This window comes from Paraclostridium sp. (assembly GCF_051657365.1).
Classification (GTDB): domain Bacteria; phylum Bacillota; class Clostridia; order Peptostreptococcales; family Peptostreptococcaceae; genus Paraclostridium.
Map to the genome: position 1 here is coordinate 34,444 of NZ_JBOFKN010000070.1, position 22,569 is coordinate 57,012.

Annotated in this window: 21 protein-coding genes; 6 read left to right on the forward strand and 15 right to left on the reverse strand. The window is 27.5% G+C overall.

The genetic code is table 11. From position 1 onward, the window contains the following. The first annotated feature begins 162 nt into the window (after positions 1-162). Positions 163-1,218: an NAD(P)H-dependent flavin oxidoreductase gene (locus tag ACRCYC_RS04930; RefSeq protein ID WP_438617986.1), complete on the forward strand. Its 1,056-nt coding sequence runs from the start codon at positions 163-165 to the stop codon at positions 1,216-1,218. A gap of 88 nt (positions 1,219-1,306) precedes the next feature. Here the strand turns inward: ACRCYC_RS04930 and rbr are convergent, their stop codons facing one another. The 10 genes from rbr to ACRCYC_RS04980 form a co-directional block, all read right to left on the reverse strand. After that, complete coding sequence (gene rbr, locus ACRCYC_RS04935) at positions 1,307-1,843, reverse strand: rubrerythrin (RefSeq protein WP_438617987.1); 537 nt, start codon at positions 1,841-1,843, stop codon at positions 1,307-1,309. A gap of 277 nt (positions 1,844-2,120) precedes the next feature. Next, positions 2,121-2,732 carry an NUDIX hydrolase gene (locus ACRCYC_RS04940; RefSeq protein ID WP_438617988.1) on the reverse strand — a complete coding sequence of 204 codons (612 nt, stop codon included), beginning with the start codon at positions 2,730-2,732 and terminating at the stop codon, positions 2,121-2,123. Positions 2,733-2,753: 21 nt separating this feature from the next. Further along, on the reverse strand, positions 2,754-3,794 hold the full coding sequence (locus ACRCYC_RS04945) for an ABC transporter ATP-binding protein (protein ID WP_438617989.1): 1,041 nt from the start codon (positions 3,792-3,794) through the stop codon (positions 2,754-2,756). Between the two features lies 1 nt (position 3,795). Next, positions 3,796-4,584: an ABC transporter permease gene (locus tag ACRCYC_RS04950; protein WP_438617990.1), complete on the reverse strand. Its 789-nt coding sequence runs from the start codon at positions 4,582-4,584 to the stop codon at positions 3,796-3,798. Positions 4,585-4,592: 8 nt separating this feature from the next. Beyond that, positions 4,593-5,450, reverse strand: a complete 858-nt coding sequence (locus ACRCYC_RS04955; RefSeq protein ID WP_438617991.1) for an ABC transporter permease — start codon at positions 5,448-5,450, stop codon at positions 4,593-4,595. Next, complete coding sequence (locus ACRCYC_RS04960; RefSeq protein ID WP_438617992.1) at positions 5,443-6,648, reverse strand: ABC transporter substrate-binding protein; 1,206 nt, start codon at positions 6,646-6,648, stop codon at positions 5,443-5,445. The genes ACRCYC_RS04955 and ACRCYC_RS04960 overlap by 8 nt, the downstream gene beginning before the upstream one ends. Positions 6,649-6,732: 84 nt before the next feature. Continuing rightward, positions 6,733-7,164: a rhodanese-like domain-containing protein gene (locus ACRCYC_RS04965; protein WP_438617993.1), complete on the reverse strand. Its 432-nt coding sequence runs from the start codon at positions 7,162-7,164 to the stop codon at positions 6,733-6,735. Between the two features lie 163 nt (positions 7,165-7,327). Further along, entirely contained in the window at positions 7,328-8,203 is an 876-nt protein-coding gene (locus ACRCYC_RS04970; RefSeq protein WP_438617994.1) for a metallophosphoesterase, read from the reverse strand. Between the two features lie 22 nt (positions 8,204-8,225). Beyond that, positions 8,226-8,726 carry a QueT transporter family protein gene (locus ACRCYC_RS04975; protein WP_438617995.1) on the reverse strand — a complete coding sequence of 167 codons (501 nt, stop codon included), beginning with the start codon at positions 8,724-8,726 and terminating at the stop codon, positions 8,226-8,228. Positions 8,727-8,927: 201 nt separating this feature from the next. Continuing rightward, the gene (locus ACRCYC_RS04980; RefSeq protein ID WP_438617996.1) at positions 8,928-10,058 is read right to left on the reverse strand and encodes an aldo/keto reductase; all 1,131 of its coding nucleotides are present in this window, start codon (positions 10,056-10,058) and stop codon (positions 8,928-8,930) included. Between the two features lie 374 nt (positions 10,059-10,432). Between ACRCYC_RS04980 and ACRCYC_RS04985 the strand changes: the two genes are divergently transcribed. Beyond that, positions 10,433-11,368, forward strand: coding sequence for a magnesium transporter CorA family protein (locus ACRCYC_RS04985; RefSeq protein ID WP_438617997.1), 936 nt, complete (start codon positions 10,433-10,435; stop codon positions 11,366-11,368). 231 nt (positions 11,369-11,599) lie between these two features. Further along, complete coding sequence (locus ACRCYC_RS04990) at positions 11,600-12,583, forward strand: calcium/sodium antiporter (protein ID WP_438617999.1); 984 nt, start codon at positions 11,600-11,602, stop codon at positions 12,581-12,583. Between the two features lie 62 nt (positions 12,584-12,645). Here ACRCYC_RS04990 and ACRCYC_RS04995 read toward each other — a convergent pair whose 3' ends face one another. Both ACRCYC_RS04995 and ACRCYC_RS05000 read right to left on the reverse strand, forming a co-directional pair. Beyond that, positions 12,646-15,051 carry a transglycosylase domain-containing protein gene (locus tag ACRCYC_RS04995; protein WP_438618000.1) on the reverse strand — a complete coding sequence of 802 codons (2,406 nt, stop codon included), beginning with the start codon at positions 15,049-15,051 and terminating at the stop codon, positions 12,646-12,648. A gap of 88 nt (positions 15,052-15,139) precedes the next feature. Next, complete coding sequence (locus ACRCYC_RS05000; RefSeq protein WP_438618002.1) at positions 15,140-17,506, reverse strand: ATP-dependent DNA helicase; 2,367 nt, start codon at positions 17,504-17,506, stop codon at positions 15,140-15,142. A 138-nt stretch (positions 17,507-17,644) separates the two neighbouring features. Here ACRCYC_RS05000 and ACRCYC_RS05005 point away from each other — a divergent pair, with 138 nt between their 5' ends. Both ACRCYC_RS05005 and ACRCYC_RS05010 read left to right on the forward strand, forming a co-directional pair. Further along, complete coding sequence (locus tag ACRCYC_RS05005; RefSeq protein ID WP_438618003.1) at positions 17,645-17,890, forward strand: hypothetical protein; 246 nt, start codon at positions 17,645-17,647, stop codon at positions 17,888-17,890. A 196-nt stretch (positions 17,891-18,086) separates the two neighbouring features. Further along, the gene (locus ACRCYC_RS05010; protein ID WP_438618005.1) at positions 18,087-18,263 is read left to right on the forward strand and encodes a hypothetical protein; all 177 of its coding nucleotides are present in this window, start codon (positions 18,087-18,089) and stop codon (positions 18,261-18,263) included. 35 nt (positions 18,264-18,298) lie between these two features. Here the strand turns inward: ACRCYC_RS05010 and nagE are convergent, their stop codons facing one another. Both nagE and ACRCYC_RS05020 read right to left on the reverse strand, forming a co-directional pair. Further along, on the reverse strand, positions 18,299-19,729 hold the full coding sequence (gene nagE / locus ACRCYC_RS05015) for an N-acetylglucosamine-specific PTS transporter subunit IIBC (RefSeq protein WP_438618006.1): 1,431 nt from the start codon (positions 19,727-19,729) through the stop codon (positions 18,299-18,301). Positions 19,730-20,056: 327 nt separating this feature from the next. Beyond that, on the reverse strand, positions 20,057-21,001 hold the full coding sequence (locus tag ACRCYC_RS05020; protein ID WP_438618007.1) for a SpoIVB peptidase S55 domain-containing protein: 945 nt from the start codon (positions 20,999-21,001) through the stop codon (positions 20,057-20,059). Positions 21,002-21,126: 125 nt separating this feature from the next. On the opposite strand from ACRCYC_RS05020, the gene ACRCYC_RS05025 reads away from it, so the two are divergent. Next, a complete protein-coding gene (locus ACRCYC_RS05025; RefSeq protein WP_438618008.1) occupies positions 21,127-21,573 on the forward strand; it encodes a staygreen family protein in 447 nt (148 codons plus the stop codon). Positions 21,574-21,611: 38 nt separating this feature from the next. Here the strand turns inward: ACRCYC_RS05025 and ACRCYC_RS05030 are convergent, their stop codons facing one another. Continuing rightward, the gene (locus ACRCYC_RS05030; protein WP_438618009.1) at positions 21,612-22,328 is read right to left on the reverse strand and encodes a glucosaminidase domain-containing protein; all 717 of its coding nucleotides are present in this window, start codon (positions 22,326-22,328) and stop codon (positions 21,612-21,614) included. Between the last annotated feature and the right edge of the window lie 241 nt (positions 22,329-22,569).

Genomic DNA, 22,569 nt, shown 5'->3' on the forward strand with positions numbered 1-22,569 from the left:
CTTTCAGGTAAAATATACCTTTTAAAGAGCTTTATTCTTTTATAATTAAAGTGTATAAAAAATAACAATTGATTATTTTTTATTTTATAGTATAATCTAATTATTACTAGGTACTAATACTAAATATAACTATCTAGTTAAATTGTATTTTGGAGGAAAATAATGAAACCATTAATAGTAGGAGATTTAATAGCTAAAGTACCAATAATTCAAGGTGGTATGGGTGTTGGAGTATCTAGGTCCTCTCTTGCAGGGGCTGTAGCTAGTTGTGGCGGAATAGGAGTTATATCTGGAGCACAAGTAGGTTATGATGAAGATGATTTTGAAGCTAATCCACTTAAAGCTAATTTAAGAGCTTTAAGAAAACATATATTAAAAGCTAAAGAAAGTTCTAAAGGTGGTATAATTGGAGTTAACCTTATGGTTGCTATGAATTATTATGAAGAACATGTTAAAACCTGTATAGAATCTGGTGTTGATTTAATAATATCTGGTGCAGGTCTTCCAACAGCTTTACCTAAGCTGGTTAAGGATAGTTCTGTTAAAATAGCTCCAATAGTATCTACATCTAAAGCTTTAAGCGTTATACTTAAAATGTGGGATAGAAAAAGTAATACGACTGCTGATATGATAGTAGTTGAAGGTCCTAAGGCAGGTGGTCATCTAGGTTATCATAATGAAGAACTAGATGATATAGACAATATAGATTATGATAGCGAATTTAATAAAATCTTAGATATAGCTAAAATTTATGGTGATAAATTTAATAAAAATATACCCGTTATTGCTGCTGGAGGCATTTTTACAGGAGATGATGTAAAAAAATACATAGACATGGGTGCTGGAGGAGTTCAAGTCGGTACAAAATTTGTAGCTACACATGAATGTGATGCATCCGATAATTACAAAATGACATATGTTAATTCTAATGAAAATGATATAAAAATTGTAAAAAGCCCTGTAGGTATGCCTGGACGTGCGATAGAAAATAACTTTATAAAATCAGTTAATTCTAATGGTAAAAAAACCACTAAATGTTACAACTGCTTAATTCCATGCAATCCAAGCAGTACACCTTATTGTATTTCTAAGGCTCTTATAGATGCAGTACGTGGTGATATTGAAAACGGTCTTCTATTTTGTGGTAGTAATGCCTATAAAGTCGAAGGTATCCAATCAGTAGCTGAAGTTATTGATGAGCTTACCTCTAAATTATAAAATAAAAAACTCTTAATTTAAAATTAAGAGTTTTTTATTTTATGTATATTTTCTTCTTATAAAAAGTATAATTAAAATTATTTATATATTAAAATTCATCTGCTTTTATCTCAAAAAAAGCTTTAGGATGTTTACATATAGGACATACCTCCGGAGCATTAGTAGATCTATGTATATGACCACAATTTTTACATCTCCATTCTACTTCCTCATCCTTTTCAAACACTTTATTTTCTTCTAAAGTTTTAAGTAGTTCATTGTATCTTTTTTCATGCTCTTTCTCTATAGATCCAACCCCTCTTAATAAAAATGCTACTTCTGGAAATCCTTCTTCTTCAGCCTCTTTAGCAAACTTTTCATACATATCTGTCCATTCATAATGTTCACCTGCCGCTGCATCTCTCAAGTTGTCTTCAGTTGTCCCTATACCATCATGAATTAACTTAAACCACATTTTTGCATGAGCCATTTCATTGTGAGCTGTTTCTTCAAAGAAATCTGCAATTTTATTATACCCTTCTTTTCTAGCTTTTGAAGCATAGTATGTATATTTATTTCTAGCTTCTGATTCTCCTGCAAATGCAGTCATTAAATTCTGTTCTGTTTTAGTTCCTCTTATGTCCATAGTAATCCTCCAAATATTAAATATATTTGTTAGGGATCTTTTTTATCCCCTTCTATATATGGTATTATATAACATTGACTAATTTCAGTCAATATAGTAAGTTTTCTTATATTATTGCAACTATTTTCTATATATTTAATTTATTATGTGCTGTGAAAAAACAATATATATTTTAAATAGTCATTCAATTACTAACCATCTATTTTTTTGTCATCATTTTATCTTAGTCTTATCGGGCTATACAAAGTGCTATAATTCTATTTCTTTATCACCTTAGTTATAATTCAAAAAATTGTTCTCCAAATAATACAAAACTTTGCAATGTCATAAATGCCTTAATATCTATTTTTACATCTTCATTAATTAATTTCCTTGCTTCTTCTCTGTTAATCAATATTGGAGTAATATCTTCATCTTCTTCAAGGTATTTTGTGCTTAAATCACCCTCACAAGTACAATAAACTAAACTTGCGCTTTCTTCTGTCATTCCAGGAGATAAATATAACTGCTTATTTCCTAAGGTTTTGATTAAATCTGCTATTTTAAGTCCAGTCTCTTCTTTCAGTTCTCTTTCTATAGTCAACTCTGGATTTTCATTTTTATCAACAAGCCCTGCTGGTAATTCATATACATAATCATTTAGTGGAACTCTAAATTGTTTAACTAAAACCAAGCTCTTTTTTTCTTTATGAAATGCTACAATAACAACTGCATCTACTTCATCTTCTTTTCCATTAAAATATTTATTTGATAAAACATCATATTCTTTTCTAGATGCTATCATCCAATGTTTTTCATTACCTTCTTTATTTTCATATCTTGCATCATAAATACTTAAAAATTTGGTTTGTGCAAGTGGAGTTAACTCTTTTATTTTATTATTTTTCATAATATTCTCCTACTTTCAATATTAATTTTCACTAAAATAAATTGTATTTTTAGGAACTATACTCAACTTAACATTTTCACCTACTTCATACATACTATTTCTAGAACTTAATTTCATTACAGTATTTTTTATATTAACATCATAATAGGTTATATCTCCTGAATATACCTTCTTTAAGATATTCCCACTTATACCTATTTCATAACTATTACTATGTATTTCAATATCTTCCTTTGATATCATAAGCTCTATATTTTCTATATTTTCTATATTTTCTTCATTACATTTCAACTCTAAATTTAAAATATCAGATATATATACTCCATTTTTTATTCTTCCTCGTATATAATTTCTTTGTCCAAATATATTTGCAACTTCTTTGGAATTTGGCTTTTCATATAAATTCTTTGGAATATCAAATTGAGCTATTTCACCATTTATCATCACAGCTATTTTATCACTCATCATTAAAGCTTCTTCTTTATCATGAGTTACTAATATAGTAGTTATTTTTAATTTTTTTTGTAAGTTTAGTATAAAATCTCTCATTTCGTTTTTTAAATTTATATCTAAGCTAGAAAAAGGTTCATCTAATAATAGTATTTTGGGATTAACAGCTAAGGTTCTAGCTATTGCAACTCTCTGTTTTTGTCCTCCAGATAATTCATTTGGGTATTTTTTCTCAAAACCTTGTAATTTTACCAGATTCATAAGCTCATTTACTTTATTTTTTCTAACTTTTCTATCTATTTTTTTCATTTTAAGTCCAAACTCTATATTTTCAAATACATTCATATGAGGAAATAGTGAATAATCTTGAAAAACTATTACAGCTTCTCTATCTTGAGTTTTTAAATTTAAAACTGATTTATTATCAAATAATATATCACCACTATCCGGAGTTGTAAGTCCTGCTATCAACTTTAATGTTGTGCTTTTCCCACACCCGGACTTACCTAGCAAAGTTATAAACTCACCTTGCTTTATATCTAAATTTATATGTTTAAGTATTTCTGTATTATTAAATGTTTTTACCAACTCAATAATTTTAACTGCTGACATTTTAACACTCCTTGCCTTTCATATAATATTTATTTAATGTCTTTTCCATTAATATTACTACTATTAAACTTATTATAATAAATACTATACTATATATAGATGCTAACGTCCTATCTCCGCTTTGTATATAGGGAAACATTATAAGCGGGTAAGTTATAACACTGCCTCCACCTATTAATAATGTAAGAAAATATTGACTAAATGAAATTATAAAACACATACTTGATGCACCTATTAGTCCTGGTAATAATAAAGGCATTGTTACATACCTTAGTATATCTATATTATTAGCTCCTAGCATACTTGCTTGTACTTCATATTTATCACCTATTAATTTATATACATCTGTAATTATTCTTACACTATATGGCAAACAAGGTACTATATTTATAATAATCACACCTATAACAGTATTAGCTATTCCTAGTCTTATAAAAGTTAATTGTATTCCCATAGCCACAGATGTCATTGGTATTATTATTGGAGATAAAATTAATAATTCAAATAACTGCTTTCCTTTAAAATTATATAGTGCTATCGCTCTTGCAGACGGGATACTTATAATTAGCGTCAATATAACCACAATTATAGATATGAATACACTATTTATTAAAATTTTCATATTATCACTACTTAATATATATTCAAATCCTCTGAGAGAAAAGTTACTTGGTATAATTTGCGGAAATACCCATGAAGATGATATCGACCATATAAAAAGTATTATTAATGGTGCGGTAAGCGAAATTAATATTATATCTATTATTAGTTTTTTAAAGTTTTCATTCATATTTTCACCTATGATTTATATTTGTAAAGTTTTTTAAATATATAGTTGTACAATATTAATAATATAAAACTTATACTAATTAATATTGTATTCATAGCCATCGCTATAGGCCTTTGTCTCAAATCTAAGCTTATATAATTTATATATGCATTTACTGGAAGTGCTTTTGGATTTGTTGCTCCTATTAAATATGGAACCTCAAATGATCCAAAAGAAAATGCAAAAATTATTATAAATGAGGAGATTACACTTGGCATTATATTAGGCAATATTACAAATCTAAAAACCTGATATTTATTAGCGCCTAAATTTTCAGCTGCTTCCTCTAACTTATCATCTATGCGTTGTAATATATTGTATACAGTAAGAGCTATAAATGGTATTCCTTTGTATATGTATACAATTATTATCCCTATTCCATTTTTGTCATTTACTAAATTTATAAATTCATTAGAATCTTTTATTATATTTAAATGATATAATATTCTAGCTAATATTCCAGTTTTAGAAAAAATAGTAAATGCTAGTAATATAACTACAATATGAGGAACTATTATTGGTAAATTTAATAAAAAATATCTAATCTTAGTAAATTTACTCTTTGACATAAGATACGCTAATATAACACCTATAATAACTGCTATTATAGATGATATTAAAGATGTTTTAAAACTTATTACAAGAGATTGAATGAATTGTTTATCACTTAATATCTCTTTGTAGTAATTAAAAGTTATATCTTTCAATCCAATTTGAGGAAAATACCCTAAACTTTGGCATATACAAGTCATAAATCCAGTACCAATTATAAAGATTAATAATACTATTGCTGGAGCTATTAATATATATGGATTTAATTTATTCATTGTTACTTGAAACCTCATCCATCCATATTTTTTCTATTATAGGAACTAAACTTGCTTTTATTTCTGGTATTTGAGTTTTTATATCTACTGAATATTTAAATTTTGATTTATCCTCTTTAGGTATTTTATTTAAATCTAATATAGTCATATCTCCCCAATTTTTAGGGTTACTCTTAGATGCTTGTGCATCTATACTTGTTAAATAATTTATTAAAACCATAGACCCTTCTTTATTTTCAGAATTTTCAGGTATTGCTAAAAAGTGTGTATTAGATATATTTCCTTTATCAAAATTTATAAAGTGTGTATTTTTACTAAATTCACCTGATTCAATTTTTCCTTTTACTTCATTTGGAGCATAACTCATAGTAAAATATACTTCATTATCAGAATACATATTATCTAGTTGAGCTATAGTTGCTGGATATGTCTTTCCCTCATTCCACAAATAAGGTTTTATTTCATTAAGGTAGTCTATTGCTGGTTTTATAGCTTCTTTAACCTTTTCTTCATTTTCTGGTAAATTAGCTATTTTTTCATACCCAACAATATCATATATAATATTTCTTACAAAAGCACTCCCTGTAAAGTCTGGGGGTGCTGGATATGTAAATTTTCCAGGATTATTTACTATAACCTCCTTTAATGACTTAGAATCTACTATTGTTGAATTTATTTTATCTGAATTTTTCACTACTGAAAATGAAGCTTTGCCCCAAGGCGATTCCATATTGTCTACAGATGTTCCAAAATCAGTAGTAATATCTTTAGACTTTGTATCTACATATTTTTTATAGTTTTCAATTTTATCTGTAAATGGTCCAAATAAAAGATTATTATCCTTTGCTACTTTGAAATTTTCTCCATTAATCCAAATTACATCTATATTTCCTTTAGTATTTTTAACTTGTTTTTCAGATATTAATTTGTTCATTATCGTGTCAATGTCCATTCCAACCCTTTTAACAGTAATATCATATTTTTCTTTCATATTAGGTATAACATAAGTATCAAACCACTTATTGAAAACTTCATTACCACCCCATCCATAAAAATTCACAGTACTTCCTTTTGCACTACTTTCTATATTTTTATATCCTTTGCTTAAAATGTCACTTGATTGATAACTATCATTGCTGCTACACCCCACTAAAAATACTAGTGATAATGTTATTACCAAGGCAATAATTTTTTTCATGTCTCTTCTCCTTTGCTCTTTTAATGTCTTTTTTATAATAATATAACCTCCTAACTATATATTATCAAGCTAGGAGGTTATATTTTACTTAACTAATTTGTAATCATGTTCCTCTACACCATCTGTTGCATTGTACACTTCTGTAAAGCCATTATCTTTTAATATTTTAGCTGCTTTCTCACTTCTATTTCCAGTTTTGCAATAAAGTAATACTGGCTTTTCCTTATAATCATCTAATATAGTTAAATTATTTTGAAAATCATCAAAATCTATGTTCATAGCTCTATCTATATGCCCTGTATCATATTCATCCTTAGTTCTAACATCAACTACTGCAATATCGTCCCCACTAGCTATTAAGTCTTCTGTCTCTTTAGCATTTATATTTTTATAATTTTTTGTTGATTTACTTGAGTCTTCAGAACCTTTATCTTGAGAACATCCAACTAAAGTTCCAATTGAAAATGTTAATAATAAACCCAAAACTACAGCTTTAATTTTTTTATTTTTTTTCATTTTTTTACCCCTTTACTGTCTTTTGTTTTTTTGCAATTTTCTCAATTTCATAATCAATTATATCAAATTTATACAATTCAATGTATAGATTTTTTCTATATTTTACAATTTATGCATAGTTTTTTTCTATATAAAAAACTTCATTATATAAACTATAATGAAGTTAACCATTTTTCAACGTTATACTAACTATCTCCGGTTTACAATTAAGTCGTATCAAAACTTTAGATCCACCTAATCCTTTACTTAAAAGCATTGTAGTATCGTTTTTTTCATATTTCCCAAAATCATATTTAGGGAAGAACTCTCTATTTGGAGAAAGAATTCCTCCTACTCCCGGAAGTCTTATTATCCCTCCATGAACATGCCCTGATAAAACTAAATCAACACCATATTCCTCATAATCTTCAAAGAAAAATGGAGTATGTGCAAGCATAATGTTATATTCTTCTTTATTTATCATTCCCAAAGATTGGTGTATAAATTTATCTTCCAATCTATTTTTTCTATTTTTATAGTTTTTGAAAAAATATGGATAATAATTTAATGGAACTATAAGTCCATATATATTTATACTAGAATTACCTCTATTTAAACAAAGTTTATCATTATTTAAATTTTTAATAGATTTATTATATAAGTTTTTAAAATAAGTTTCATATTCTTTTTTATATTTTTTTATTAGAGATTTCTGTTCATGATTTCCTATTATATGATAAACTTCATATTTTTTAACTAATTCATCTATTAAATTTAAAGCAATATGAAAGTTTTTATTATCACCTTCAACTAAATCACCTGTTACAACTACAATATCTGGATTTTCGCTTTCTATAAGTCTTAATAATTTTTCATTGTTTTTACCAAAACTTTTATTGTGTAAATCACTAACTTGAACTATTTTAAATCCATTAAATTCTTTAGGTATTTTGGTATTTTGAATTTCGTGTCTTGTTATTTCTAATTTTCCAGTTTCATTTTTATAAAACAACACTGTTCCTAAAACTATGGTTGAGCCTATTAAAACTTCGACAAACATAATATTTCCTTTCTAACCTCTATTAAAATGTATTTTCTAGTATTTTAAAATATTTACTTTTTAACGATTTATATAATGGAACCCCCAATATAGTTATAACTACAAATTGACCAAATCCAACTTGCAACATAGATAATACAAGTGGTAATCCAAAGAAAATATTTAACATAAATCCTATTACAATTGCATTTATAAGCGTTGGCCATATAGATGCTACTAATAATGCATATTTTTTGCCTTTCATTATTTTACTAGTTAAGTATACTGCATATACACTTAAGAATGTAGCTATTGTTCCAAATACTATATCAGGTACCCCGTACGGACCTATTATATTGGCTAAAAAACAACCTATAGTAAGACCCCATATATAATCTTTCTTTATAAATGGAAGCAATACCATAAGTTCGGCTATCCTAAATTGTATAGGCCCATAGCTTATAGCACCTAAAACTAATGTCAATACTGCGTATATAGCTGCAACTAATGCTGTTGTTACTAATTTTTTTGTACTTTTACTCATTTATTTTCTCCTTATAAGTCCTAAAATTATAAAAAACCGCAGAAAAAATCTACGGTTTTACTGTCATAGTAATATAAAATATTATATTTTAAGACTTAACCATAGTTTTATTTAAAGACAGGAGGCTTTCGAACTGTCCTTTTTAAGTTTTAATGTATTATATATATTACCAAATTAAAATATTTTTTTCAACCTTATAACTTATTTAAATACTTTTTTGACTTCTTTTAATTGTTTTATTATATTTATATGTTGAGGGCAAACTTTTTCACATTTTCCGCACTCTATACATTTAGAAGCATCACTTTTTTTATTCATTATATATTTATACATATTATTTTTAACATATTCTATATCATCAAACATACTAGCATTATTAAGAGCTTCAAAACAATTTGGAATATCTACTCCCATTGGACATGGCAAGCAATATTTACATGATGTACAATTTACTTTTATTTTAGATTTGAAATTATCTCTTAAACTTTTTAGCACTTCACTTTCATCTTCTGTCATTGAATTAACAGTTCCTTCTTTATCACAAGTTTTTATATTCTCAATAACTTGTTCTATACTAGACATTCCACTAAGGACAACACCAACCTCTTCTTTATTATATAAAAATTTAAATGCCCACTCAGAAGGTGTTTTTTTTAATTTGAAATTCTCTATTGCACTCATACTATCTTTTGATATATTTGTTACTAATTTTCCACCTCTAAGAGGCTCCATTATTACTACCCCTAACCCTTTTTTGTATGCATACTCAAGTCCTCTAGTTCCTGCTTGATATTTTTCATCTATATAATTATATTGTATCTGAGTAAAGTCCCAATCATAGGAATCAACTATTTTTTCAAAAACTTCATATTTATCATGAAATGAAAATCCTACATATTTAACTTTTTTGCTTTTTCTTATATCATCTAAAAAATCTAATAGTTTATTTTCAATTAAATTATTCCATAATTTTTCATCTAAAGCATGCACCAAATAAAAATCAATGTACTGAGTTTGGAGCTTTTCTAATTGTTCGTCTAAATATTTATCCATATCTTCTCTTGAATTTATATTCCAAGAAGGTAATTTAGTTGCTAAATTAACTTTCTCTCTATATCCTTCTTTTAAAATTCTTCCAACGACTATTTCACTTTCCCCATCATGATATGGATATGCAGTATCTATATAATTAACTCCATTATCTATTGCATATCTAACCATTTTTGTAGCTTTTGATACATCGATTTTCCCATCTAATTGAGGAAATCTCATACATCCAAATCCCAATATCGATAACTCTTCATTAGTCTTACCAAATTTTCTATATTTCATATTCATCCCCCTAAGTTTTCTATATATAAATTATATACTAAAAACAACCTTAAATATGTTCATATTTTCAACTTAAATTTATTTAGTATTTTATAAATTTAATATAGTATTTTATTGTATTGATATTTAGTTTATGGTATTATTTAAGTACATGACCTCTTAAGCAGTGATGCCTATGCGGTCTTTTTTACTAACTATAATTAAAAGGAGTGATATTAAAAATGGACAATATTCCATTGCGGATATGTTTGTTTATTAAATCACTTAGTACAATTTGATAACTGCTTAAATTCCTTTATTCCATTATATGTTTAAGCAATTATGCAGATAATACCTAAGTGATTGCTTTTAAAACTGAATAAAGGAGTGATCAAATGATAAGATACTACAAAACTATTGACTCTAAATTAGAAAAATTAAAATCATTTGAAAATGGCTGTTGGGTTAATTTAGTAGAACCTACTACATCTGAAATACTTGATATTTCTGCTAAATTTAACATAGACATAGAAAGTATTAAAGCAGCCCTTGATGAGGAAGAACGTTCAAGAATTGATATAGAAGATAATCATATATTAATACTTATAGATATTCCAGTAGATGAAAGTGATGCTTCATCTGCTCATTATTCTACTATCCCGTTAGGTATAATTCTTTTAGATAATACTATAGTTACTATTTGTACGGGTCAAACAAAAATACTAAACGATTTTATAGTAGGACATGTTAAAAATTTTTTCACTTATAAAAAAACTAGATTTATTCTTCAAATACTTTATAAAAATGCAAGTTATTATTTACATTATCTTAGAAGAATAAATAAAATGACAATAGCCATAGAGAAAGAAATTTATAAATCTATGAAAAACAAAGAATTAGTACAGCTTTTAGAACTTGAAAAATCACTTATATATTTTTCTACATCCTTAAAAGCCAACGAATTAGTTCTTAATAAAATGCTTCGAACTGAATCTATAAAAAAATATTCAGAAGATGAAGACTTACTTGAAGATGTTATAATCGAAAATAAACAAGCACTTGAAATGGCTACTATCTATGGTGATATTTTAAGCAGAATAATGGATGCATTTAGTGCTATAGTTAGTAATAACCAAAATACGGTTATGCAATTTTTAACTTCCATAACACTTATAATGTCGATTCCAACTATTGTGTCTGGATTCTTTGGTATGAATGTTCCTGGATTACCTTTTTCAAATGATTTAAATGGGTTTTGGTTAGTCATACTAATAACATGTATTATGTGTCTCATTCTTACATTTATAATGTCTAGAAATAAATTACTGTAAATCAGTTGACTTTTTTCAAAATTTGCATATAATTAAATTATAAAACTAAAGTCCCTAGAAGGGGAGTAGCTTACACTTAGGTGTTAATTAATCGTCATATCAGTGAATATCACTCGGTTAATTAGCGAGTTTATTCTTGTTAGCAAGACCTTCTAAATGAGTAGAAATTTTTCTATTTATTTAGAAGGTCTTTTTTATTTACATTTATATCATTTTAAAGGAGATGTTTGTATGGTTTATTTGCTTTTATTACTTGGTTTTTTATTATTAGTTAAGGGTGCCGAATACTTTGTCGATGGATCTTCAAGTATTGCTACATTACTTAAAATCCCTCCATTAATTATAGGGCTTACAATTGTTGCATTTGGAACCAGCGCTCCTGAAGCTGCCGTTAGTATAACTGCTTCTATCCAAGGTCAAAACGGAATTGCACTTGGAAATGTAATCGGATCTAATATTTTCAACCTATTATGTGTAGTTGGTATGTCAGCTTTCATAGCTCCATTATCTGTTAAAAAATCTATACTTATAAAAGAATTCCCTTTTCTTATATTAGCATCAGTTTTATTGTTAGTTTTAAGTGATGATTTATTATTTCAACAAACACAAAATTCAATATTATCAAATGGAGATGGATTAGTATTTTTAATGTTATTTGGTATATTTATGTACTATCTGTTAGAAATAGCATTTAACTCTAGAAATAAAATTTTAAACCAAGAGACTAGCATTACTTCCTCAAAAGAAATTACTGCTTCTTATTCTATACCTTTACCTAAAGCTATCCTTATGTCTTTAATAGGTATTATAGGTATTGTAATTGGAGGCAAATTAGTTGTTGATTGTGCCTCTAATATAGCTCTTAACTTTGGAGTAAGCGAAAAAATGATTGGTCTAACAATAGTCTCTATAGGAACATCACTTCCTGAATTCGTAACATCAGTTGTAGCCGCTAGTAAAGGGGAGAGTGATATAGCTATCGGTAATGTCATAGGATCTAATATATTCAATATTTTGTTTATACTTGGTGTATCAGCTTTGATATCTCCTATGCCTGTAGATCCTAGTTTATTTTTAGATATAGTTATAATGATATTCGTAACTATCATTGCATATGTATTTGCACTTAGAAAAAAAGATATTAATAAGTCAGAAGGAATTATTTTAATAATAGCCTATGTAGCCTATATGATGCTAGTTATATTCAAAATTTAACAATATTAAAACAAAAAAGATATAGGGTTTAAATCCTATATCTTTTTTGTTTTATATTATATTTATGCCGCTGGCTTATTGGCAGTTGTATTAGCTGCTGGAGCTGGCGGTTGATCTGGTTGTACTGGTGGTGTTACTGGTGGTTGTGGTTCTACTGGTGGTGTCACCGGTGGTGTTACTGGTGGCTGTGGCTCCACTGGTGGTGTCACTGGTGGTGTTACCGGTTGATTTGGATCTACTGGTTGATTAGGATCTACTGGCTGATTTGGATCTACCGGTACCTCAGGTTCAGCTGGTTGTTCTTCTTCAACTGGTTGTTCTTGTTCAGTTGGTTTAGGTGCTGAACTCATGCCTTCCCTATAATTAACATCTACATTAGCAAATGGTCCTACTTTATTAAATTCTCTACTTTCTAATCCGCTATGAACAGGATTCATGATATCTTTCCAAAGAGATGAAGCTATTTGACTTCCCTTTGATAAAGAATCAGTTCTATCATTACCTATCCAAACTGAAGCTGTATAATATGGTGTAAATCCACAGAACCATGCATCTCTATTATTATTAGTAGTACCTGTCTTACCAGCTACTGCCATATTAGACATTCTAGCACTTTTACCTGTTCCAGAATTAACTGCACCCTCTAACATTTTAGCCATATAATATGCAGTATTTTCTGAATACACTCTTTTCTTTTCTGGCTTATTCTCAAGAAGCAAACTTCCATCTGATAATTCAATTTTAGTAAATGTTATAGGTTCTACATAAACCCCTCCATTCGCAATAGTTGCATATGCTGCTGTCATTTCTAATGGAGAAATTCCTGTATCCATACCTCCAAGTACTGCTGGATAATATTTAGCTTCTTCTGCTGTTGATATCCCTACATCTTTTAATGATTGTTGAACTATTTTCATTGACTCGGCTTCATTCTTTCCTAACATTGCCGCACCTTGAACTACAGCTGCATTATATGAGTGTTTAAGTGCTTCACTCATACCTACTTTTCCATGATATGACCCACCTGCATTTCTAGGCCAATCTTTACCATTTATTTTTTTTATAGGCTCATCATTCATTAGAGATGTTGGAGTCATTCCTACTCTTTCCATTAAAGGTAAGTATACTGCCAATGGCTTTATAGATGATCCCGGTTGTCTTGGGTTTATAGCTCTATTATATAAACTATCTCCACCGATACCTCGTCCACCTATCATAGCTTTAATTTGCCCATTATTATTATCCATAATAACCATAGCTGATTGAGGTTGTAAGTTTCCATGTTCATCCCTATATGTACCTGGGAAATTCGAATCATTTTCATATTCCTTCTCAACTACATCTTGTGCATTAGAATCTATAGTCGAATAAATTCTAAGTCCACCATTATATAGCATATCTTCAGCTTCATCTTTAGTATATCCTTCTTTTACTAAAGCCTCTATTACATCTTTTTTGACTAAAGTATTAAAGTATGAAGAATTTTTATTCTCTACCTTATCACCTAGCTTTATTTTAATTTTTTCATTTATAGCTTCATCATATTGGCTCTTTGTTATATATCCAAGTTCTAACATTCTAGATAGTACAACTTCTTGTCTTTTTTTAGACTCTTCATTAAATGTAGCTTGATATACTACTTTTCTACCCTTTTTTAATGCATCATACGTAAGATCATCAATTTTGCCATCTTCACGTAATATTTTATACATTTCAAGATCATCATCAGTTGGCACATAATCTTGTGCATATACTAATATTTGTGCGTTTTCAATATCATCATTTAATGTTAACTGTGATGTTTTATATGCTGCATATTTACTAGGATATTTAGTTATTCCCGCTAAAAGAGCACATTCAGCTAAATCTAATTCTGATACATTCTTATCGAAATATTTAGCTGCTGCTGCCTTTACTCCTCTAGTTCCTTGTCCTAAAGACAGTGTGTTCAAATATGCTAATAAAATTTCATCTTTGCTTAGTTCTTTTTCTAGTTTAAGAGAATAATAAAGTTCTTTTATTTTTCTTTTATAAGTTTTTTCATTAGTTAAATATACATTTTTAGCTAATTGTTGTGTAATTGTACTCGCACCTTGCTTTTTAAATCCTGCTTTTATATTTTCTGCAAATGCACCTATAGTCCTTTTTATATTTATACCATGATGCTCGTAGAAAGTATGGTCTTCTATAGCAAGCACCGCATTTTTCATGTTATCTGGTATTTCATTCATATCCTTGACTATGTATCTTGACTCTGGACCTTGTGTTTTTTCTGTTATTTTATCATTTGAGTCATATATAATAGAATTTTCAGCAAGTACCATTTTATGCGGATCTATATCTGGAGTATTTAGTAATATAGCCATAACAAATAAACTTCCAGCTGCTACCCCACATCCAAATAATACTAAAAAACCTATTGCTATTTTTTTTATAAGGCTACTTTTCTTTCCTTTTTTGTCACTCATATTATTGTTATTGCCCCCAATCTTAAGTTTTGATATGGATTTTCAACCATGTAATATAAATTTATATTTATTATATTACATATACAGCTTAAATTTCCTTCATATTCTCCCAAAATTTTTCACATATAGCACTTACATCACTACTCTTTCGAGCAATTTTGTTAGGATACCACTCTTTTGGGAATAATCTTTGATATCTACTTTGAGAATATCTGCTATCAATAAGCATTATAATTCCTTTATCATAATTAGTTCTTATACATCTTCCAGCAGCTTGAAGTACTTTTATCATACCCGGATAAGTATATGCATAATCAAATCCATTATGATATTTACTATTATCGAAATATTTTTTTATAAGATTTCTCTCAACTCCTATTTGAGGCATTCCAACACCTACTACTATAACTCCTATTAACTTGTCATTAGTAAGGTCTATTCCTTCTGAGAAGTGACTTCCTAATACACAAAAACCTACATGAGTGCTATCAGTAGATTTTTTAAATTTTTCCAAGAAATTTTCTTTGCTTGTTTCACTCATGTCTTTTGCTTGAACTTGTATATTTATATGTTCATATTTTTCCTTTAATTTCTCATATACTAACTCCATATAATTATATGAAGGAAAAAATACCATATAGTTTCCAACCTTACTTTCCACGCATTCTTTAATATAGTTTACTATCTCATCACAAGTTTCATATCGTCTATTATAAGTGGTATTTATATTATTTGCAAATATTAACTCCCTTTTGTTACTTTCAAATGGAGACTCTAAACTTATAAAATAGTCTTTTTCATTGCCTTTATACATACTGTAAAAATAATTTTTAGGGATTAGTGTTGCTGAGAAAATAACTGTTGTTTTAGCTTTTTTCATTCGCTCATCAATTACATCTGAAGGATTTATACAAAAAATTTTTATTTTTACATCATTTCCATTTTTTTCATAAATAGTTACAAAATTTTCATTATAGTAATCACCAATTCCTAAAAAAGAATTTATATCAAAGTATAAATTTATAAGTTCTTCATTTTCATCTTTATTATCCTCTAAATACTCATCTATTTTTTGAGTTAGTGTTTTTAATAGTAAATTAAACTCCTCATCTAAGTGCTTATTTTCTATGTGATTAATTAGCTTAATATCCTTATAGATTATTAATTCTTCATCTAATTCTTTAAAATACGATTTTATTTTATTTATTGAGTAGTTAAGCTTTTTATTTTTTCCATTTGTTAACTTACTTATATTATCAAATTGAGATTTACTTAAAGATTTTGAATACATCTCTCTACTTCGATCTACTAGATTATGTGCTTCATCTATTAGAAATGTATAGTCTTCTTTTTTAGTATCGAAAACTCTTTTTAGATATACCTTAGGGTCAAATACGTAATTATAATCGCATATTATTACATCTGCAAATGAAGTCAAGTCAAGTGATAGTTCAAATGGACATAATTTATACTTTTCACTAAAAAAATCAATATTATTTTTTGAATAGTCATTTTCATTTTCAAGTATTTCTTTTAATGCATTATTTATCCTATCAAAATACCCATTTGCATATTCACAATATACTGGATTACAATTAGTTTTTTCTTTTTTACACACCTTATCTTTAGCATATATAGTTACATATTTTAAATGTAACTTTTTATTTTTCATTAATAATATACTTTTTTCACAGACCTCTCGAGTTATACTCTTTGCAGTTAAGTAAAATATTTTAGATGTATAATTTTCTCCCATAGCTTTTATAGTTGGAAATAATGTAGATATTGTTTTTCCAGTACCAGTAGGCGCTTGAGCAAAACATCGTTTTCCCTCTACTATGCTTTTATATACATATACTGCAAATTCCCTTTGCCCATTTCTATAGGTTTCAAATGGAAATTTTAAATCTTTAATTGATTCATTTCTTTTTATTAAATGTTTATTCTGTATATCTATCCATAATTTATATTCATTTACTAAATATAAAAAATCTTGTTCTAACTCTTTTATACTATAACTTGTTCTTATCTTATTTATTTCCATAGTTTCAATATTATAATATGTAAGTTGTATATCTATATCAGTTAAATCGTTTAATACACAATATATGTATGCATAGCACTTAGCTTGAGCCATATGAAGAATATTTGTATTTTCGTTATAATCATATACATTTTTTAAAGTAGTTTTTATTTCATCAATTATAACTTTATTATTTTCTTTAAATATTCCATCCGCTCTTCCTTCAATTTTTATTGTAGTATTTTTATATTCAAATTCATATTTTAAATAAAACTCTGCCTCATAGTTATCATCATATGACCTTTGTATCATCTGATGCGCTCTCGTACCTTCTATAGGCTTTATAGATCCAGTTTTTGTATTATCTATACTTCCACATCTTATTATAAATTCTACAAGATTTCTCACAGATATTTTAATTACTTTTTTCATATTAATACCTCTTAAATTTGTCTACCTACTATTATATAATAATATTGATTATATTTCTATTAACTACCATATTTTACTTAATACATATTTAAATTTATAGGAATACTAAATATATAAATTTATTTAGGAGGTATTTTTATGAATGATAGTTATTTAAAAAGAAAAGCTATTGAGGAAGCTAAATCTATATACGAGGATTATTTCACTGCATCTAAAACTTTAGATACTTTTAATTCCATTCCTGGTATAGAAGTCTACACCGTTCCTAAGTATTATCATAGTACATGCTGTCGTTGCCTTAATCCTTATCCACATAATGAAAGTAATTATTTTCCTCATGAAGGATTTGTATGTGATGACTGCTTAAACAATACATTATCTTAATTTTACAATCCTTATTAAATTTACATTTTTAAATTATTATTATATAATGATATAAATTTGACTAAGGAGATTTGACATGAATATAAAAATTTATAACTCTGCTAAAGCAGAACTTGATAAACTATTAAACATTTCACAAGAACTGCGATATATAAGAGTATTCGTAAGGACTATAAGTCTTTGATGTGATGCTAGAGTGCATATAACTCTGGATGAGTTAAGAGAAGACGATCAATTATTTGAACAAGATGGATATAATATAATTATAAATAAAAGATTAGCAGATCAAATAAATAACATCTATATATCTTTTGGAGGCTTATTAAGTCCTAATGAATTTAGTATAGATTGTGATTTTAATGAGTACTACTAAAAATAAAAAAGAGTGTCAATTGACACTCTTTTAAATTATTTAAGTACACTTTTCATTCCATCTGCAACAAATTCTACAGTTGTCCCAACTATAACTTGAGCACTAGTTTTATTTAATTTAACAATACCTTTTGCTCCTATAGCTTTTAATCCTTTATCGTTCATCTTATCTGTATCTACTAATTCTAATCTTAAACGAGTTGCACAGTTGTCTACTTTAGTTATATTTTCAGATCCACCTAAATACTCTATATATTTTTTAGCAAGCTCCTCATCACTACCTATTGTAGTTTCAGCTCCATCTTGATCAAATTCATCGCAATCTTCTTCTCTACCAGGAGTTGGTAAGTTTAATTTAACTATTAATAAATAGAATACAACAAAGTATAATGCTCCCATTCCTAATCCTACTAGCAATAAAGTTGCTGGTTTAGTCGCTAGCCCAAAGTTTAGTAAATAGTCTATAGCACCTGCTGAGAACGTAAATCCATGCAATATTCCTAAACTATCAACTATAAAAAATGATAAGGATGTAAGTAATGCATGTGCAACTAATAACATAGGTGATAAGAATATAAATAAAAACTCTATTGGCTCTGTAACACCGGTTAAGAAAGAAGTAAGTGCCAGTGATAAAAGCATACCTCCGACAGCCTTTCTTTTTTCTTTCTTAGCTGCAAAATAAATAGCAAGTGCTATTGCTGGCAACCCAAACATCATTATTGGGAAAAATCCAGCCATAAAATGACCCGCCGTTGGATCTCCTGCTAAAAATCTAGCAATATCTCCACTTTTCCCATTATAACTACCTAATTGAAACCAGAAAAATGAATTTAAAACATGATGAAGTCCTACAGGAATTAATAATCTATTAAATAAACCAAACATTGCAGCCCCTACAGCTCCTAATCCTGCAACTGATATTGAAAAATCAGTTAAAGCACCTTGTACAGTTGGCCAAACCATTCCTAAAGGAATTGCTATTAAAACAGATATAAGACCTGCCATTATAGGAACAAGTCGTCTACCTCCAAAGAATGCTAGGTATTCTGGAAGCTTCACTTTTCTAAATTTATTATAACAAAGCCCTCCTATTAAACCTGCTAATATACCACCTAAAAATGATATATTTAAAGTTGATACTATATCTGCATCAAGATTCATAGTCCAATATTGCTTTGTAACATTAGTTAAAGTGAAGTAAGATATAACCCCAGCTAATGCCGATGCCCCATTTTGGTCATCTGAAAAACCGACTGCAACTCCTAATGCAAACAGTAATGCCAAGTTATCAAATAAAGCTGACCCTGCAGCTCCAAAAAACGGTAATATCGTTTGCATGAACGGTATACCACCAAGTGCATTGATTACATCTGGTTGTCCAAGTCTTAACATTATCCCAGCAATCGGAAGAGTTGCTATAGGTAGCATTAAGGACTTACCTATACGTTGTAAAAATTTTAACATACCGTATCCTCCTATTTTTTTAAATTTAATTTAACATTTTCCTTAATTATACGATGTATTTTTCCATATTTCAACACTTTATCCAAATAATATATATCATTATCCTTTATTTATTAATTTTATCTAAGCCCTCTTCATTTATAATTAGATTTACTAGATATTTCGACATTATATGAGTATATTTGTTAGAGGAAATTCATCCTACAGTTTTACCTGTAGGATTTTCAAGTTATTTTCATCTAACATATTTATACTTGTAAATAATAATAGAAAAACAATATAAATATATATAAATAACTTATATTTTTTATACTCCTAATTTTCTCTTTAATTATAAGCTCCATCTGGATTTAACATATAATCTATACTCGATATAAATCCTATTTTATGATTGTGTATATAACTAGATCTTATTCCTCCAACTAATTTATTGTTTTGTATAATTGGAGATCCACTCATCCCTCCAATTACTCCACCTCTATACTCCTTAAGTTCTTCATCCTTTACTTTTATTTTAGCTCCATCTTCATAAATTTTTGTTATTTCTATTTCATGTAGTTTTTTTTCATTAGTAATTGGTGATTTACAGTATATATAAGCAGTTCCTTTTTTAGGTTTAGCAATTTCTATAGCTTTACTTTCATCAAATTTATTTTGTTTTAACTTTCCTTTTACTCCATATTCACTATACCTATCTATATCCCCTAAATAATTTAATTTTCCATCTTCACTTTCTTTCATATGCGGTTTTAAACCTCCACTATTAAATAGTTTAGCTTTTACAGAATGTACATACGAAGTTTCAAAAACCTGGGTACTTTGAGCAACTTCAGACCCGTCTATATTATGACTTAATCCTATAAAAGTCCCATCTTCCTTAACTGCCGTTATAGTTCCACAAAACTGCTGAGTAAAACTTAAATATATACCTCTAAAATCTTTAGCTGTAAATACCTGTGAACATTCTTTTTTATCTCTTTTAAATTTCACTAGTACCTTTTCATTTTTTGATTTATATAAATCTGTTAAATCATATAAATCATAAACCATTTTTTTACTTAGTGACATTACAGATAAAATCACATCATTTTCTTTAAAATCAGTATCATCATTTAAAGTCATCTGCACTATAGGATACTTTAAATTTAAATTTACAAATACTACATCTGCAGAGGGCATAAGTTTTTCTACTTTATTTTCTGCAAATAATATGTTTGTTGATAAAAGTATAGCTATAATCGTTGATGTTATTATTTTTTTAAATTGTTTCATAGCATATCCTTTCTTAACACAATTTATATTCTTTTGTTATTTTTATATAAAAAAGAGTTTTTTATTATACTTTTGTACAATTAGGAATATATTTTATTATTTACTAATATATAGGTGGTGTTTTAATGCAATTCAATAGTGAAAATTTAGACGTGGAATTTATAGCTCCAATGACCAAGTTTGCTAAATTAGATGGTAGAAAATATACACTTACCCATAATGATGCCACTAGAATTTTATATTTAGATATATCTAATTTTTATAACTATAAAAAAGTAAATTTTAATTTAAGGGACGAAATTTTAGGAGAATGGATTTCAGTAGGAAAAGATAAATATAATTTATGCTTTTATATTCATCTTAAAGGCTGGCAACCTGTTGAGATACAACACAAGTATGAAATATTTAAAAATCATCTTCAACTTGCCATAACATCAATTTTATATGGAGATAGATTGTTTTTACAGAAAAATAGTTATTTACTTACTGCTCCAATTACAATTCAATTCTTTTCTTCTTATTTCATGTTTAATTTTTGCCAGTATTATGGCTTAGTTAAGGATTATATATAAAAAGAGGCTTTAACTAAATAGTTTTCAGCCTCTTTTCACTAATTTTTTTGTGATATTTCTATATTATTTTTAAATAAATCATTATATGTATTAAAAAAAGAATTCGCTAATTCATTTACTTTTCCATTCCAATTTTTATTTAATCCTTCATCCGGGCAATATTGTATCTGAATTGCATCAACTGATAATCCATTATAATAAACTGCTCCTTCAGTCAAATAATTTTTTCTTAAATGCTTTGCTGTTTGAAGTATTGATTCTACTTGAGTTGAAAATAACTTTCCTTCTGAGTTATCTTTATATACTTCATATCCAGTTAAATTATTATCCTCAACAGCACGTCTAGAAGTTGCAAACCCACTTTCTAATGCAACGACCCCAGCCATAAAAAAAGCATTTATTCCATATTTTTTTTCAGCTTCTACAAATGCATCTGCTAAATGTACCATAGTTTTAGCTCCTTTTGTACTTAATAAAACTTGTTTCATTTCTTCCTTATTTATACCTGTAACTACAGTTATATCTTCTCTGCAATAAGCTACTTTCAAAATTCTTTGTTTCTCAGCTTTTAATTCCACTACAACTTGGCTTTGTTCATTTTTAACTTTATCCGTACCAATTATATCTTCTTTATTAATTTCATCTATTTTGTTTAAATCTAAATTATTTGGTATTTCTTTTTTTGATGATAGATTGAATCCTAATAGCATAGATGATAAACATACTAAAACTATTATTTTTTTACATAAATTCATGTTTATCCATCTCCTTATCTAAAATTTGTATATTTAAAAATTCAATATGCAACTTTTAAATACCTCTTAGCAAATTCCCTCAATAAATCCATTTTATATACATAATTATTTATTTTTTGTATTATTACTTTTGTTAACAGTATTATTATGTAAATTTTTCTTTTTTTAATTCATATTAATTTTTAAGTGTAGTAATGGTTATAATAAGTTTATAAGTTGCTAGAAAATATAATGTCACATT